This is a genomic window from Saccharothrix carnea, assembly GCF_003014735.1.
GTDB lineage: Bacteria > Actinomycetota > Actinomycetes > Mycobacteriales > Pseudonocardiaceae > Actinosynnema > Actinosynnema carneum.
On sequence record NZ_PYAX01000009.1, the window covers coordinates 205,364 to 221,197 of the forward strand.

At 70.8% G+C, this 15,834-nt stretch carries 13 protein-coding genes and 1 pseudogene; 11 read left to right on the forward strand and 3 right to left on the reverse strand.

Annotation, left to right across the window (positions count from 1 at the left end; all coding sequences use genetic code 11):
- Position 1: 1 nt before the first annotated feature.
- The 6 genes and pseudogenes from B0I31_RS26335 to B0I31_RS26360 all read left to right on the forward strand — a co-directional run bounded on the left by B0I31_RS26335 (position 2) and on the right by B0I31_RS26360 (position 5,732).
- A complete protein-coding gene (locus B0I31_RS26335; protein ID WP_106618070.1) occupies positions 2–1,708 on the forward strand; it encodes a sensor histidine kinase in 1,707 nt (568 codons plus the stop codon).
- Positions 1,705–2,163: a roadblock/LC7 domain-containing protein gene (locus tag B0I31_RS26340; protein WP_106618071.1), complete on the forward strand. Its 459-nt coding sequence runs from the start codon at positions 1,705–1,707 to the stop codon at positions 2,161–2,163. The genes B0I31_RS26335 and B0I31_RS26340 overlap by 4 nt, the downstream gene beginning before the upstream one ends.
- 24 nt (positions 2,164–2,187) lie before the next feature.
- Positions 2,188–2,793 carry a GTP-binding protein gene (locus tag B0I31_RS26345; protein ID WP_106618072.1) on the forward strand — a complete coding sequence of 202 codons (606 nt, stop codon included), beginning with the start codon at positions 2,188–2,190 and terminating at the stop codon, positions 2,791–2,793.
- Positions 2,794–2,833: 40 nt separating this feature from the next.
- Positions 2,834–3,202: a thioredoxin family protein gene (locus tag B0I31_RS26350; RefSeq protein ID WP_106618073.1), complete on the forward strand. Its 369-nt coding sequence runs from the start codon at positions 2,834–2,836 to the stop codon at positions 3,200–3,202.
- 21 nt (positions 3,203–3,223) lie between these two features.
- Positions 3,224–3,670, forward strand: a pseudogene (locus B0I31_RS26355) (peroxiredoxin); the annotation flags it as partial.
- 430 nt (positions 3,671–4,100) lie between these two features.
- The gene (locus B0I31_RS26360; protein ID WP_106618075.1) at positions 4,101–5,732 is read left to right on the forward strand and encodes a transglutaminaseTgpA domain-containing protein; all 1,632 of its coding nucleotides are present in this window, start codon (positions 4,101–4,103) and stop codon (positions 5,730–5,732) included.
- Between the two features lie 54 nt (positions 5,733–5,786).
- Here B0I31_RS26360 and B0I31_RS26365 read toward each other — a convergent pair whose 3' ends face one another.
- Together B0I31_RS26365 and B0I31_RS26370 are read right to left on the reverse strand one after the other, a co-directional pair.
- Entirely contained in the window at positions 5,787–8,528 is a 2,742-nt protein-coding gene (locus B0I31_RS26365) for a PKD domain-containing protein (protein WP_106618076.1), read from the reverse strand.
- Between the two features lie 127 nt (positions 8,529–8,655).
- On the reverse strand, positions 8,656–9,096 hold the full coding sequence (locus B0I31_RS26370; RefSeq protein ID WP_106618077.1) for a hypothetical protein: 441 nt from the start codon (positions 9,094–9,096) through the stop codon (positions 8,656–8,658).
- Positions 9,097–9,705: 609 nt separating this feature from the next.
- Here B0I31_RS26370 and B0I31_RS26375 point away from each other — a divergent pair.
- From B0I31_RS26375 to B0I31_RS26395, 5 genes are read left to right on the forward strand one after another with little or no spacing between them, the layout of a single operon-like run.
- The gene (locus tag B0I31_RS26375) at positions 9,706–11,466 is read left to right on the forward strand and encodes a coiled-coil domain-containing protein (protein WP_146173953.1); all 1,761 of its coding nucleotides are present in this window, start codon (positions 9,706–9,708) and stop codon (positions 11,464–11,466) included.
- Between the two features lie 4 nt (positions 11,467–11,470).
- On the forward strand, positions 11,471–12,058 hold the full coding sequence (locus tag B0I31_RS26380) for a hypothetical protein (protein ID WP_106618079.1): 588 nt from the start codon (positions 11,471–11,473) through the stop codon (positions 12,056–12,058).
- A gap of 59 nt (positions 12,059–12,117) precedes the next feature.
- The gene (locus B0I31_RS26385) at positions 12,118–12,813 is read left to right on the forward strand and encodes a vWA domain-containing protein (RefSeq protein ID WP_219910803.1); all 696 of its coding nucleotides are present in this window, start codon (positions 12,118–12,120) and stop codon (positions 12,811–12,813) included.
- Entirely contained in the window at positions 12,810–14,201 is a 1,392-nt protein-coding gene (locus B0I31_RS26390; RefSeq protein WP_106618081.1) for a protein phosphatase 2C domain-containing protein, read from the forward strand. The genes B0I31_RS26385 and B0I31_RS26390 overlap by 4 nt, the downstream gene beginning before the upstream one ends.
- Entirely contained in the window at positions 14,185–15,474 is a 1,290-nt protein-coding gene (locus B0I31_RS26395; RefSeq protein ID WP_106618082.1) for a protein kinase domain-containing protein, read from the forward strand. Before B0I31_RS26390 ends, B0I31_RS26395 begins: the two co-directional genes overlap by 17 nt.
- Here the strand turns inward: B0I31_RS26395 and B0I31_RS26400 are convergent, their stop codons facing one another.
- The gene (locus B0I31_RS26400; RefSeq protein WP_146173954.1) at positions 15,475–15,825 is read right to left on the reverse strand and encodes a hypothetical protein; all 351 of its coding nucleotides are present in this window, start codon (positions 15,823–15,825) and stop codon (positions 15,475–15,477) included. It lies immediately after the preceding gene.
- Positions 15,826–15,834 lie beyond the last annotated feature (9 nt).

Below are 15,834 nucleotides of genomic sequence, written 5' to 3' on the forward strand. Positions count from 1 at the left end.
CATGAACACACGTCTGGGCGTCGTGCTCGCCGCGATCGGGCTCACGCAGCTCGTGGTGGTGGTCCTCGCGACCCTGTTCCGGGCCGATGGCTGGGTTCGCCCGGCGGTGGCGGCTCTCGCGGTCGGCGCGGTCGCGCTCTTGGCCGTGGTGGTGGTGACAGTGCGACGCCTCCACCACGCACAAACCCTAATGCGTAACGAGATCGACGCGTTGGCCGCGGTGGCGCTCGCCGACGTCCTGGCCGATGCGCTCGGCCGCAAGGACGTCGGTGAGGTGAGGAAGAGCCTTCCCGCGGTGTCGGACGCCGGTCTCGCCCTGCTCGTCGGACAGGTCGAGGAGCTGTGCGCGGCCGCGTTGCGGGCCGACCTGGAGAACGAGGACATCCGGGCCGGGTACACCGAGGTGTTCGTCAACATGTTCCGGCGGTCGCAGGCGTTGCTGCAGCGCCAGCTGGAGGTGGTCGAGCGCCTGGAGAGCGGTGACCGGTCGCCCGCCGACATGCGCCTGTTGTTCCAGCTCGACCACCTGGTGACGCGGATGCGGCGCAACAACGAGAACGTGCTCGTGCTGGCGGGGACGGAGCTGGTGCGGGCGACCAGGAACCCGGTGCCGATGGAGGCCGTGTTCCGGGCCGCGATGTCCGAGGTCGACAAGTACCAGCGGATCAAGGTGCTGGGCATCCCGTCGGTGCGGATCTCCAACACCGCGGCGGGTGACCTCATCCGGATCGTCGCCGAGCTGCTCGACAACGCGACGGCGTTCAGCCCGCCGGACAAGGAGGTCACCGTCAACGCCGAACTGGGCAGGCACGAGGGGCTGTCCATCGGGGTGTTCGACAACGGGATCGGCATGTCCGACGAGGACGTCCGCAAGGCGAACGAGCGGCTCACGAACCTGGGTTCGGCGCAGATCGCCCGCTCGCGCCGCACCGGCCTGTTCGTGGTGGGCCGGCTCGCGGGCAGGCACGGGTTCAAGGTCGAGCTGTTCGGCGGCGACGACGTCGAGGGCGTGTCGGCGCTCATCTCGGTGCCCAGTTCGGTGCTGCTGGAGGAGGAAGCGGTGCGCGCGGGCGTTTCCGGTCCGGTGACGGTGATGACCACCGTGAGGACCCCGGAAACGAGGTCCGCGCAGGACGACGAAGGTGGGCGCCGCGTCTCTTCCTGGTACGGCAAGTCGAAGGCGTGGCGTGCCGAACGCGACAAGGCCGCGCGGAACGCGCGTCGCCCGGCCGCCGAGCGCAAGGGCGCGGAGCACGACGACGTCCCCGTGGACCTGCCGGTGCGGATTCCCGGCAACCGCGGTGCGACGCCGGTGCTCGCGGCGGTGCCCGCGGGTGGCCCGGCCGGTGGGGGAGCGGACCTGCGGGCGCCGTCCCGGTGGTTCAAGGCGAAGGACGGGGCGGCGGATCCCCAGCGGGGCGCCGATACCGCACCGCAGCCGCCACCCCCGCCCGAACCGCCGCGGCAGGAGACCGTCTACACGGAGGACGGGCTGCCGCTGCGCCAGAAGGGCGCGCACCTCCCGCCGGGAAGTGCGGACGGGCCCGACCGGGCCAAGCCGATCGAACGAGACCCCGCACACCTGCGGCGCAGGTTGTCCAGCTACCAGGTCGGTGTGCGCAAGGCGAAGGAACAAGAGGACCGGATGCGAGGCCGACCACAACACACAGGCGGTTGGACCGTGTTGGAGAGGGAGACAGGGAAATGAGCGGACAGTCGAAGTCGCTGACGTACCAGGAACTCGTCGACAAGTGCCGGTGGCTCATCAACGAGTTCGTGGACCGCGTTCCCGGGGTGGCGCACGGCATCACGGTCTCCGCGGACGGACTGCTCCTCGCCGCCTCCGGCGCCCTGCCGGAGGATCGGGCGGACCAGCTCGCCGCGGTGTCGTCGGGGCTGCTGAGCCTCACCGAGGGCGCGGCCCGGTGGTTCGAGGCGGGCAACGTCCGGGAGACCATCGTCGAGATGGACGCCGGCACCATGCTGTTGATGGCGATCAGCGACGGCTCGTGCCTGTCCATCCTGGCCGATCCCGGCTACGACATCGGCCAGATCGCCTACGAGATGGCGCTGCTCGTGGACAAGTTCAGCGACCAGTTGACGCCGGGAGAGCGCGCGGACGACGCGGAGCAGGGCGTGTCCGCCGGTTCCGCGGCCAACTGAGGGACCGGGGAAGGGCGACGCACCATGAACATCCACGATTTCGGTCCAGTGAAGAAGGTCGGCTCGGTCACCTCCACGAAGATCGTGGTGGCGGGCGGGTTCGGCGTGGGCAAGACGACCTTCGTCGGCGCCGTCTCGGACATCCAGCCGCTGACGACCGAGGCGATGATGACCGTCGTCAGCAACGAGCTGGACGACACCACCCGGATCCCGAACAAGATGGCGACCACGGTGGCGATGGACTTCGGCCGGGTCGCGCTGAGCGACGACCTGCTGCTCTACCTGTTCGGCACACCGGGGCAGGAGCGGTTCTGGTTCATGTGGGACCACCTCGTGCGCGGCGCGCTCGGCGCCGTCGTCCTGGCCGACAGCCGGAGGCTGGCCGACTCGTTCACCTCGATCGACTTCTTCGAGAACCGCAAGATCCCCTACGCCGTGGGGGTCAACACGTTCGACGGGATCCTCCACCACCCCCTCGAACACGTCCGGCGGGCGCTGTCGATCGACCCGGGCATCCCGGTGCTGCAGTGCGACGCGCGTGATCGCGCCGAGGTGAAGCGGACGCTGCTGCAGCTGGTCGCCTACGTGATGCAGAAGGTGGAGCAGGTGGCCGACCCGGTGACGGTGTGAGGAGCGGAAGTGGTGGTCGACGTGGAAGGAGCGGTGGACGATGTCGGAGACCGGCCGTGAGGTGATCGAGCTGGACGTGCCGTCGTACCAGGAGCTGATCAAGAGCAACGACGTGATCGTCATCGACATCTCGGCGGACTGGTGCGGCCCGTGCCAGGCGTTCACCGAGGTGTTCCGCAACGCCGCGGGGAACTACGACGACGTCGTGTTCGCCTCGATCGACGCCGACGAGCAGCCCGAGCTGGGCACGGCGTTCAACGTGAAGACGATCCCCACGATCGCGGTGATGCGGGCCGGTGCGCTGATCTTCGCGCACGAGGGCTCGCTGAGCGAGCGGGCGCTGGCCGACGTGATCCGCCAGGCCCGCGCGCTCGACGTGGAGCAGGTGCGCCGTTCGGTCGTCGGCTGAGCGGGAACGAGGAGGTGTGTCGTGTTGGAGATCGGTGCGCAGGCTCCCGACTTCACTCTTGAGGACAACAACCGCAGACCGGTCACGTTGTCGTCGTACGCCGGTGACAAGAGCGTCCTGCTGGTGTACTACCCGCGGGCGTTCACCCCGATCTGCCGGGGTGAGCTGTGCCAGATCCGCGACGAGATCGAGGTCTACCGCAGCTACAACGTCCAGGTGCTCGGCGTCTCGGTCGACTCGCCGTTCTCGCTCAAGGAGTGGGCCGAGCGGCAGAAGTACCCGTTCCCGCTGCTGTCGGACTTCTGGCCGCACGGTGAGGTGGCCACGACCTACGGGACGTTCAACGATGCCGAGGGCATCGCCCGGCGCGGCACGTTCCTGATCGACACCGAGGGCATCATCCGGTTCGCCGAGGTGCGGGAGGGCGACGAGCCGCGCGACCAGAACGCGTGGAAGGAGGCCGTGGCCACCGCGCTGGGTCCGCCGAAGGCGCCGAGCATCTCCGTGCCCACCGCGGTCGGCAGCTGGATCGACCTGCCGGCGGAGTCGGAGGACGGGACCGGCTGAAGGCGCGGCCGGAGCCGCACGACCGGGGTGGGGCCGTGACGGCTCGGTCGTGCGGCTCGCCGTTCGTGCTTTCGGACTCAGAACGGCTCTGTCGGCGACAAAAGCCATGCACCCGACCACCGCGGTGTGGTCCCCTAGTGATCGGGTCGGGGGACACCGTTGTGGGGGGTTTGGGATGGGCGAGGACAGATCGAAGGCACAGCCACCGGCGGCCGATCCGCCGGTGTCGCAGCCCGGTGCCGAATCGGCCGCTGAAGCGGCGACCGCGGGACCGGCCGCTGGACCATCGGCTGTTGCACCGGCGGTCGCGGAAGCGGAGACCGCGCAACCGGTGGCCGTTGAAGCGGCGGTCGTCCAGTCGTCCGAGTTCGAGGCGGCTCACCCCACCGCGGCGGTGAATCCGTGGGCGCGGCCGTCCGGGCCGGAGGAGCACGCGGTGTGGGTCGACCCGACGCCGACCGACCCGATCCTGCGGATCCCACCGACGCCGCCCGAGCCGAAGTCCACCGCGGCCGCCGTGCTGCTGAACCTGACCGGCGTCGGTGCCGGCTACTTCTACCTGCGCCGGCGTTGGCAGGCGTGGACGGCGGCAGTCCTCGCCGTCGTGCTCGTCGTGGTCGCGTTCGCCACCAACGCGGCGGCCAACCCGTGGTTGTGGCGGATCCTGGCGGCGGTCTGGCTCGCGATCCTCGTCCTCGACGCCCGGCGGATCGCGGTGCAGCACCCGCCGATCGCCAACCGCCGGCCCGTGGTGGTCGGGGCGATCGCGGTGGTCGCCGTGGTCGGCGCGTACATCGGGTACGGCGTGCTGGGGCGCGGCGCCCACGACGACGGGCTCGCCGCTCAGGGACGCGGTGACTGCGCGGCGGCGACCGACCGGTTCAACGCCGTGACCGGGCCCTACGAGCTGACGCTCAGCTCGGACGTCGCCGCGGCGGACCGCGGCCTGGCCGAGTGCGCCGACTTCACCCGTGCGGCCGACTCCGAGGACCAAGCCACCGTCGTCCAGCGCTACGGCCAGTTCCGCCGCGACCACCCGGACAGCCCGCTGAGCCCGTTCGTCCGCGAGAAGCTGGTCGAGACCTACACGACCTGGGCCCGCGGGCTGCGTGACGAGGGCAGGCTGTCCGATTCGATCAAGGTCTACCGCGACCTGCTCGCCGAGGACGAGTCGTTCGCCCCGGAAGTCGCCGACACCTACCTGCGGTTGGCGAAGAAGCTCACCTCCGAGACGCCCGTGGGCGCCAGTGCGGCGGCCACCGCTCTCGAGGCGATCGCCGACGAGTTCGGTGACACGCCTGCCGCCAAGGAGGTGCCCGCGGCGTTCGACGCGCTCTACGCGGCGGCCACCGCGCCGCTCGCCGCCGGCAAGCCGTGCGAGGTGGTGGACGTCCTGGGCTTCTTCGCGGAGCTGACCAACGACGTCGCCGCCAAGGTGGCGGCCGAGGCGACGAACCAGTACCCGCGCGTCATGCTCGACTGCGGGCTCAGCGAACTGCGTGATGGGCAGGCGACGGCCGCCATCACCACGCTGGACCGGTTCATGAGGACCTTCCCCCAGCACGGCAGCCTGCCGCAGGCCCAGTCGGCGCAGATCGCCGCCGAGGTGGCCATCGGCACCGGCGCCCAGGTGCCCGTGCCCGCGCCCCTCGGCGAGGGCGGCCCGATCACGATCACCTTCTACAACACCGTGAACAGCGAGATCAACATCAAGCTGGCGGGCTCCACCGCCCACGAGTTCACCCTGCCGCCGTGCACGACGTGCCCGGAGTTCCACGCGCCCGGCACCGGTGACGACGCCTGCGACTCGCCCGTCGGGCGTCCGTTGTTCGCCGTGGGCCTGCGCGAGGGCACGCACCACGTGCTCGCCGACTTCGAGGGCAGCGGAGAGCTGGCCAAGCAGTTCGACGCCGGCTCCGGCGGCTTCGACCTCTACTGCCTGTACGTGGAGAGCAACGGCTGACCCGAAGGCCGCGCGGCCGGACCGATCACCGGTCCGGCCGCGCCCTTCGAACGCTCAGTACTCGTAGAAGTAGCCGGTCACGTCCACGACGAGGTCGAGGGTGCCGTCGCTCCCGTTGTGGAACGCCGCCGTCACGTCCTCGGTGACGGCGAGGTTGTTGGTCACACCGCCGGCGGTGAAGTTCAGCGTGGCGGCGTCCGGCCGGAGCTGGACCGGGTCCCGGTGGTAGGCGGTGAGGTAGCCGTCGCGCTGGGGGGTGACGGCCTTCGCGTTGAACATCACCGCGATCGGCCCGTACGCGAGGGACGGAGCACCCTGCGCGAGGGTGTAGTCGGTGGTCGACCGGCCTGGCAGCGCACCGGTGCGACCGCCGATGCCGGTGCGCGTGTCGACCGTGCGCAGCGGTGACACGGGCAGGAGGAAGCTCCTGCCGCTCGCGGCGAAGTAGCCGATCACGTCGACGACGATGTCCGTGGTCGCGTTCGGGTGGAAGTTGACGCTGCCCTCGATGCCGATGGGTGCGATCACGGAGTTCGTGGTGGTCTGCCCGGCCGCGTAGTTGAGGTTCGACGTCTGGGGGTTGGCCGTGCCGGTGGCGAACGCGGTCAGGTGGCCCGCCGCGCGCGGGTTGACGACCGTGATGTTGAGCAGCACCGAGGTCGCGTTGATGGGCACGTCGCCGGTGTAGTGGCCGGCGACCCGCTGGGTGAACGTCTCACCGGCCGCGATCGTCCGGGGCGACGGCATTCCGGTGCCGGTGCGCGTGTCGAGCAGCCGGCTCGGGTAGACGGGGTCGAAGCCCGCGGTCGCACCGGACTTGGTGTAGTAGCCGGCGACGTCGGCGATCAGGTCGACGGTGCCCGGGCTGCCGTTGAACAGGTCGACGTGGCCGCCGCCGACCGCGACGGTCGTCAGCCCGGGCACGGTCACACCGGTCCGGAAGTCCACCACGGACGCGGTGGGCCGCGCCTGCCCGGCCGGGTGGGCGGTGAGGTAGCCGTCGGTCGTCGCGTTGGTGACGGTGAGGTTCATGGCCACCGCCGTCACGTCCGCCGGGATCCCGTGCCGACCACCGACCTTGAGCCGGACGGTGCTGTACGGCGCGACCTTCTGCGCAGGGGCGCCGACGCCGGACCTGGTGTCCAGGAACCGGGTCGGTCCGTGCGTGACGTAACCCGAGGCGAGCGTGGTGACGCTGGTCGACGTCGTGGCGGTGGTGCCACCGGCGTCGGTGACGGTGGCCCGGACCTGGTACGTGCCGGGACGTTCGTACCGGTGATCGATCCCGCTGACGGCGGTCAGGGTGTGGCCGTCACCGAAGTCGAACGCGGTGCGGACGATGTTCCACGGATCTCCGCCGGAGTCGACGCGGAACGACGCCGTCATGCCGCCCAGCCTGGTCGCGGTGAGGCTGGGGTTCAGCGTCCCGCCGGCCGGCACGACCTTCACCGACCAGGACCCGCCGGTGCTCAGCCGGGACTCGGTGGTCGCGGTCACCTTGACGGTGTAGGTGCCGGTCGCGCGGTAGGCGTGGGACGCCGCGCACGAGGGCACCGAGGTCGTCGTGCCGTCCCCGAAGTCGATCGCACAGGTGACGGGCGATCCCCACTCGGAACGGACGTTGCCGCTGACCGTGACGACACCGCCGACCGGCGCCTGCGACGCGGACACCGTGATGTGCTGGTTGGCGAACCGGTCCTGCTGCTCCCGCGCACCGCGGTCGAGGTAGGGGATGGAACCCGCGCCCGTGTTGGGCACCAGCAGGTTGTCCACCCTGGGGCCGTTGACGGCGTCGAGCACGCCCGGCGCGTCCGCGTTGCCGGAGTCGATGGTCGGCGTGACGTCGTTCTGATCCGCGAGCAGGTCGTGGGCGCCCTGCCCGGTGGCGGCGTGCAGGGCGGCGGGGGTCTGGTAGGCGGTCCCCGCCCACCGGTACACGTTCGCGTAGCGGTCCGCGACGTTGTAGTCGAGCGTGACTCCGGGAGCCGCCGCGGCGTCGACCTCGATCGGGTGCGTCGGCCCCTTCGGGCAGTAGCCGCTGATCGAGGAGGACAGCACCTCGGAGATGACGTTGTTCTGGATCGAGGAGCCGGTGGTCGCACCGGTGACCTTGACGCCGCGGTGGCACGAGTCGCGGAGGGTGTTACCGGTGACGGCGACGCTGTCGACGTTCTCGGCGATCACGCCGAAGTTGCCCAGGGCCGTGATCGTGTTCCCGCTGACCGTGACGCCCGCGCCGCCGTCGGCGTACACGGCCCGACCGCGGGTGCCGAAGGTGGTGCGGCTGACCGTGATCGCCGCGGACCCGCCGGTGACGCGCACCGTGTCGGCGCCGCCGTAGGGGTCCGCGTCCGGCTGGATCGTGCCGCGGTCGAGCGTGACCCGGGCGGCGTTGTCGATCAGGACGGCGTTGGTGACGGTGGAACCGTGCACGGTCATGCCGCGCAGCGTCACGTCGTGCGCCCCGCGCACGGTGATCGTCGGCGCGGTGCCGCCCGCCGGACGCCGCACGGCGCCACCCTCGAACACGATCGGCGCGTCGGCGGTCCCGGACCGGGTGATGGTCACGCTCTCGTCCTGCGTCCCGGTGATGTCGACGACCTGGCCGGGGTCGACCACGTCGGCCGCCGCCTGCACCGTGCAGAACGGCGTGGCCGCACTGCCGTCACCGTCGTCGGTGCACGCCGCGGTGTCGCGCACGTACAGCGTGGTGGCCGCGGCCTGCGCCGCCGGTACCGTCACCACCCCGGCGAGAACCGCGAATGCCGCTGCGGCGGCGATGGTCGGCAAGCGCACGATGTCTCCTCGGGAACGCACGACGGCGGGGCTGCGGTACTTCTACCGCGAAACCGTCGTCGGCCGTGGCGAAGTGCCTCGTTCGTTGCACTCGGCCGGTTGTTACCCGCTGCGGCGCTGAACCCGGTCAGCGGCGGCCGGTGGCCAGGACGACGAGGAACTGCCCGCCGCCCGCCTCGACGTCGGCGGTCACCGGCAGCCCCGGTACCAGTCGGGAGAACCGGTCGACCAGCCACTCGGCCGCCTCGCGCGCGTCCTCTTCGGTCGGACAGCGGGCCACCATCTCCCGGCCGCCCTTGCGCTCCAGCCTGCCTGCGACGGTGATCAGCGGCGCGGGGTCGGCCACGTGCAGGCGGTCCGGCCAGGCGATGACCACCTTGACCGCGCCCTTGCGCGTGTTGCACCCGCGGTGCGCGAGCCGTTCGGCGACCTTGGCCTTCCGGTCGGCGGTCCGGCTGTCGACGCTGGGTCCCCGCGGGTCGTTCACCGACATGTCGGGGTCGACCGGTTCGTCGCACACCCAGCAGCGCCAGCCGTCGCGCTCGGCCACGTCATCGAGGAGGCTCACCGGGGCAAACTAGCCTGCCGCCCGCCACCACCACACACCGCACCACGCGGGCGCCACCGGTCTTGTGCTTGCCGGCCGGTAGTTGGTGGTATGTGTCTGCGGATCTCTTGCGAACCCTGACTACTTCAATGCGCGATGAGCTCTGCAGGTGCCGTGTCCGCGACTGGTGGCAAGTAGAACCGCCGTGGGGTGTTGATGCGGAGTTGCCTCGTTCGACATCTGCGACTGCTCTGGGGTCGAATTCGGCGATAGGTGACAGTCGCATCCCGCGTATCGGCGATTATGTGAGGCTTCGTCGCAGAATTGGCCGGACAGGTTCAGCTTCACCGCGCTGAGCTGCGGAGATCAGCTGTGGGTGATGGTTCCGGTGTGATCGGGTGACGATGGTGGCCCGACCCGCCGGTAGCCCGATAATTGCGGGTTGCGCGGGCCTGGATTGTTGCGGGTAATGCTCTTGCGTCGTATCGGTCACCGCCGCGCAATGACTCCGATACGATGCCGTCGAGACGAGTAACGATGGTCTGGGACGTCGCGATACCGCGATCAGTGAGCCACCTGTCAGGTCCTGGCGGCTTCGTGTGCACGTGCGACGAGAACGAGGTTCGAGTGGTGTCGAAGAGTCCCGAGGCGAGCCTTCGGGAATTGGCCGGATCACCCGCCTACCGCGACCTCGCCCCCGGGCTCGTTCGGCTGGCGGACGACTTGGGCAACGGCGACACCGCGCCTTGGCGGGGCGTGGACCTGCTCGCGTTCTTCGACGCCGAGGCGGTGGTGGGGCAGCGGCGGGGAGTGGTGGCGTGGTGCGCCCGGCACGTCGACGTCGTCCGCACGGTGCTGCTCTTCCTGCCCCTGCTGGTGACCTGGGGTGGCATCTACTTCGCGGTGCAGGCGTACCGGGAGCTGCTCGGGGCGCCGCGGGCCGAGCAGGAGGTGTTCGCCGACGCCTCGTTCCTGCAGATGTGGACGCGCGGGTTCGGCGACCGGACGTGGGTGACGCTCGACGTGGTCGCCCTGCTCGACTTCTGCGCCATCCTCGCGGTGGTCGTGTTCTTCGTCGGCGGCACGCTGCTGCAACGCCGTGCGGCGGAGGCGGAGGAGCGCGACCGGTTGCTCAAGGCCGACGCGTTGCGGGACGTGCTGATCGAGGCGGGTGCGGCCGTGCGCCGGGTCGACGACCAGGCGGTGGACCGGCTGACGGACAGCGCCAAGGAGCTGCTCCCGGTCTACGACGAGACCCTCCGCCGGCTCGTGGACGCGCAGAAGGTGCTGGCGGACCTGGTGGACGACGGCCGCGCCAACATCACCGAGCTCGTGCGGGCGACGGGCGACCTCGCCCAGACCGGGACCGTGATCGCGGGCAGCGCCAAGAGCCTGGAGGTGCCGACCGCCGAGCTGGCCACGCGCGTCCGGGAGATGGAGACCGTGACCGGGGCGTTCGCCGCGGGCGTCCAGCAGGTCAACGCCAACCTGCCCGCCGCGCGCGACGACCTGCTCGCCGTCGTGCGCGCGGTCGGTGAGCTGCACGGTCAGCTGAACGGCATCTACCACGCCCGGGTCGACGACCTGCGCAGCGAGGCAGCCGCCCACAGCGCCGCCGTCGCGGAACTCGCCAAGACCCGCGAGGAACTGGTGGTGTCGATCGAGGCAGGCAAGCGCAGCCTCGCGGACTTCGCCGACGCCGCCAAGGACATCGCGGTGGGCGGCAGGGCGATCGTGGACAGCTCGGACGGCCTGAAGTCCACCGTGGAGTCGCTCGCGCGGTCCACCGACAGGTTCGGCGACCGGGTCGACACGCTCGTCACCGGGGCCGAAGGGCTGAACAGCAGGCTGCCGGCGGCGCAGCAGCAGGTGCTCGACGTCCTCGCGGGCATCCGCGACGTCGGCGCGAAGCTCGACGACATCCACGCCCGCCAGGAGGTCGTCACGCAGGAACTGGGCGTGCTCGCCGACAACCCGCTGGCCGCCGCCACGGCCGCCAACCGCACCGCGAAGTTGGCCAAGGAGACCGAAGCCGTGCTGCGGACGGTCGTCGCGGACCTCCCGGCGCAGATGGAACACCTGCGCAAGTCCGTGGTCGTCGCCCTGGACCGCGAGTTGGAGGAGCGCCGTGCCGCGGCGGGCCTGGTCGGTGACTCGTTCGTCAGGTTCGACGAGTCCGCGGTCAAGGCCGCGCAGGCGCTCCAACGCGCGGTGGACGACCTGCGCGCCGCCCCGGCGCTGCTGCTCCCGGAACTCCACGCGGTGTCGGTGGAACTGGCCGACAGCGCCCAGCAGAGCCGCCGGGTGGTCGAGGCGATGACCCGCGTGGTCGAGCTCGACGGCCAGGTCAGGCGGCGGTGGTGGCGGCGCGGCTCGGGACGGGCGGACTGACCCGGTGAAGCGCCGTCCCGAGAACGGGTCCAACCTCGTGGGCGTGGTCGGCTGGATCTTCGCCGACTCGCTGCTGGTGCTCGTCGTCATCTTCCTCGCGACGCAGACCGGCGGCGCGGTCAGCACGCCCACCACCTCCACCACGACCACGACGACAACCACGACGACGTCGACGCCGCCACCCGGCGTGGACAGCGCGTTCATCTGCTTCCGGGTCACCACCGACCCGGCCCTGCTGACCGGGCCCGCGTCACCGGAGCGGGACGCCCACCTCAAGGCCGTCGAGGAGCAGGTGGTGGCCCGCCTGTCCCAGCCCGACCTCGACGGGCGCAGGGCGGGCGTCGTGCTGTCCTTCGGCGTCGCCGACCAGCCGACCAGCGGAGCGGACCGGGCGACGGCGTTCAACACCGAGATCCTGCCCAGGCTCGGCGCGTTCTCGCACCGCGACGACGGCGGCCTGGTGGCCAGCCGGGCGTTCTGGGGCGGCAACCCCAAGGACGGCAAGCCGGACGGGTCCATCACCGTCAACGTCTACCCCATGATCGAAGGCCGCCACGGGCCCTTGGACACCGTCCCCGTGGAGGACTGCTGACCCGTCCGCCCCCTGAACGCACGAACCTGATCGACGCACGCCCCCGACAGGAGTTCCCCGTGACTTCCGATCTGCCCGGTGGGGCCATCTCCCACCGACCTCTCCGCTTCTTCTGGATGCTCGACGTGTCGGGCTCCATGGCCGGCCAGAAGATCGGCCAGCTCAACCACGCCATCCGCGAAGCCCTGCCGGAGATGGTCGCCTCCGCCGACGAGAACCCGCACGCGGCGGTCGAGGTCCGCGCGATGACGTTCAGCACCGGCTACCGGTGGATGACGCCGCGGCCCGTGCCGCTCGCCGACTTCAGCTGGGCCGACGTCTCGGTCAGCGGCATCACCGACATGGGCGCCGCGATGAAGGCCATGGCCGCGGAGCTGTCCGTGGACAACATGCCCGAGCGCGGCCTGCCCCCGGTGATCGTGCTGGTGTCGGACGGCCAGCCCACCGACGACATCGACAGCGGGCTGCGCGCGCTGATGGACCAGCCGTGGGGCAAGCGGGCCATCCGCATCGCGATCGGGATCGGTCCGGACGCGGACCTCGACGTGCTGCGCCAGTTCATCGCGCACCCCGAGATCGAACCGCTGACCGCGCGCAACCCCCGCGACCTCGTGCAGTTCATCAAGTACGCGTCGACGACCGTGCTCAAGTCGGCGTCCTCGCCCGCGAGCCAGCCGGTGGGGACGCAGTTCCTCGGCACCCCGCCGCCGCCTCCGCCACCGCCCACCACCTCGGCCGAGGACCTCGTCTGGTGAACGTCGTGAACCAGGTGTTCGATGCCCTGAAGGGCAGGGGGAGAAGACAGCAGCGGATCTGGCGGGCCGCCCACCACTCGGCGCTGGGCGCCTCCCACGTCCGCGACGGGATCATGTGCCAGGACTACAGCGACAGCCGGGTGCTCGACGACGGCAAGTGGGCGTTCGTCGTCGTCGCGGACGGCCACGGCTCGGAGCGCCACTTCCGCAGCGACCGCGGCGCGCAGCTGGCCGTGCAGACCATGAGGGAGGTGTTCCTCGCCTTCCACGAGCGCGTGCGCGCCGCGCGGGAGAGCGTCGACCCCGGCGACCTGCACGCCTTGTGGGCGCAGGAGACCAGCCACGTCGTCCCGACGTGGCGGGCGATGGTGCACGCCGACCTCGTGGCCGAGCCACCGATGCTGCCGGGCAGGCAGGGAGGGGAACGCGGGATCGTCCGGTTCGTCACCAAGTTCGCCGAGCACAACGGGCTCGCCCAGACCGAGCAGCTGTTCTGGCAGCTGCGCGGTTTCGCGCAGTACGCGGGGCAGTGGACGTCGCCGACGCCCGCGGAGCTGGGCCCGCTGCCCCTGCCCGACGACTCGCGGTGGGACCTGCCGAAGCTCGGGAGCTGGCAGGCGAAGGCGTACGGCACGACGGTGCTGGGCGTGATCGTGGGCCCCGACTCACTCCACTGGATCCAGCTCGGCGACGGCGCGATGGTGAAGATCGTCGGCGGCCAGGCGAGCTATTTGGTGCCGCCGCCACCGGAGGCGATCGGCAACATGACCCCGTCGCTGTGCGACGACAACGCACCGGACGGCATCCGGGTCGGCACGATCCCGCTCGACCACGGCCACGTGCCGTCCGCGATCGTGTTGACGACGGACGGGGTGGTGAACTCCTACATCGAGGAGCAGGGGTTCTTCCGGTTCTGCCAGGACGTCGCGGAGCGTGCCAGGGCGGCGGGCGGGCCGACGCGCGACGGGCGGGGCAGGTCGGCGTTCGTCGACGACCTGGAACGCTGGCTGCCCGAGATCTCGCGCAGGGGCAGCGGGGACGACATGAGCGTCGCGCTGGCCTGGGCGGGCGAGGTGCCGACCGACCACCGCGACGAGCCTCCGCCGGACTCCGCGCGGGAGATGCCCGAGTCGACGGACGCCGTGGACGTGGCGGCGGAACCCGAGACTGCCTCGTCGCCCGCGGAGATCGCGGAAATCACGGAGCCGGCCTCCGAAGACGTCGAGCAGGTGCCCGAGGACCGGCCCGGCGTGAGCATCCACAACCCCGCCGCCGCCTTCGCGCACACGCGGGTCGACACCGACCTCGACGGAGCGGACGAGGCACCGGAGGAGTCCGCGCAGACGAACACGGGAAGGGGCGTGACCGGCGATGATCAAGGCAGGTGAGCGGCTCGACAGCGAGTCCGGTACGCCGGTCGCGGTCGGGGACGTGCTCGGCGCGGGCGGCCAGGGCGAGGTCCGGGAGGGGCGGACCCCGGACGGCCGGGTCGTCGCGATCAAGTGGTACCTGCCGCCGTTCCAGAACGACGAGCTGCGCCGGAACATCACCTACCTGGTGAACGAGCACGCGCCCTCGGCGAAGTTCCTCTGGCCCGAGGACATCGTGTTCAAGGACGGCGAGTTCGGGTACGTGATGCCGTTGCGCCCGCCGGACTACGTCAGCCTGACGCGGGTGCTCGGGCGCAAGGTCCCGATGAGGTTCCGGCAGCTCGTCCAGGCCGCCGGGCACACCGTGTCGGCGTTCAAGGCGTTGCAGGCCAAGGGCTTGTTCTACTGCGACATCTCCGACGCGAACCTGTTCGTCGAACCCCGCACCGGTGACATCCTCATCTGCGACAACGACAACGTCGGTTCCTCGCGCACCGCGCCCAGGGTGCTCGGCACACCGCGGTTCATGGCACCGGAGATCGTGCGGAACGAGAAGAAGCCGTCCGCGCTGACCGACAGCTTCTCGATGGCGGTCCTGCTCTTCCTGCTGCTGATGAACGACCACCCGCTGCAGGGCGAGGCCGAGTCGCGCATCCACGTGTTCGACGCGGCCGCGATGCGCCGGATCTACGGCACCCAGCCGGTGTTCATCTTCGACCCGCACGACGCGAGCAACCGCCCCATCCCCGGCGTGCACGTGAACGCGTCGATCTTCTGGGAGCTCTACCCGCAGGCCGTCCGGGACATCTTCACGAAGGTGTTCACCGCCGGGCTGGCCGACCCGGCGCGCCGCCCGACGTTCGGGGAGTGGGAGACCGCGATCTCGGCGACGTTGGACGCGATCTTCGCGTGCCCCCACTGCGGCCGGGAGAACTTCTACTGCTCCACCAGGCGCGTGGCGACCTGCTGGGGTTGCCGGAAGGCCATGCAGGTGCCCATGAAGCTCGTCATCGACGGCCGGCGGACCGTCGTGCTGGACCGCGACACCAAGTTGTACGCCCACCACGTGAACCGGCGCGGTGACGTGGTGCTGACCGATCCGCCGCTGGCCGAGATCTCGAAGCACCCCACGCAGGACAGGTACGGGTTGAAGAACCTGAGCACCCTGCCGTGGTTCGTGACGCTGCCCGGGTCGCAGGTCGCGAGCCCCATCGCACCGGGCCGGTCGGTCGCGCTGGTGCCGGGCTCGCAGATCGAGTTCAACGCCGTCAGCGCGGTGGTCGAGCAGTAGTCAGTGGTCGCCGTGCGCGTTGAACGTGCGGATCGCCCCTCGGGGGTTCCCGGACGACGTGCACGGCGGCCACTGGCAGTGCCAGTAGGAACCGGACACCCAGCAGCTCAGGCGACCGCACGAGCCGCACTGGACGAAGGAGTCGGCGGTGCACCGGGGACAACCGGGAAAACCCTCACCGATCCGCAGACCGCCGTCGATGGTGGTGGCGTCGTACCGCTCACCGCGGGCCTTGGCCTCGTCGATCGCGAAGGCCCAGGTCGCGTACCAGGATTCGGGGTGCTGCTCCACCCTGAGCCCGTACAGCGCGGACCCCTGGCGGCAGCGGGCGAGGACCACGTCCGCTCTCATCAGGCGAGC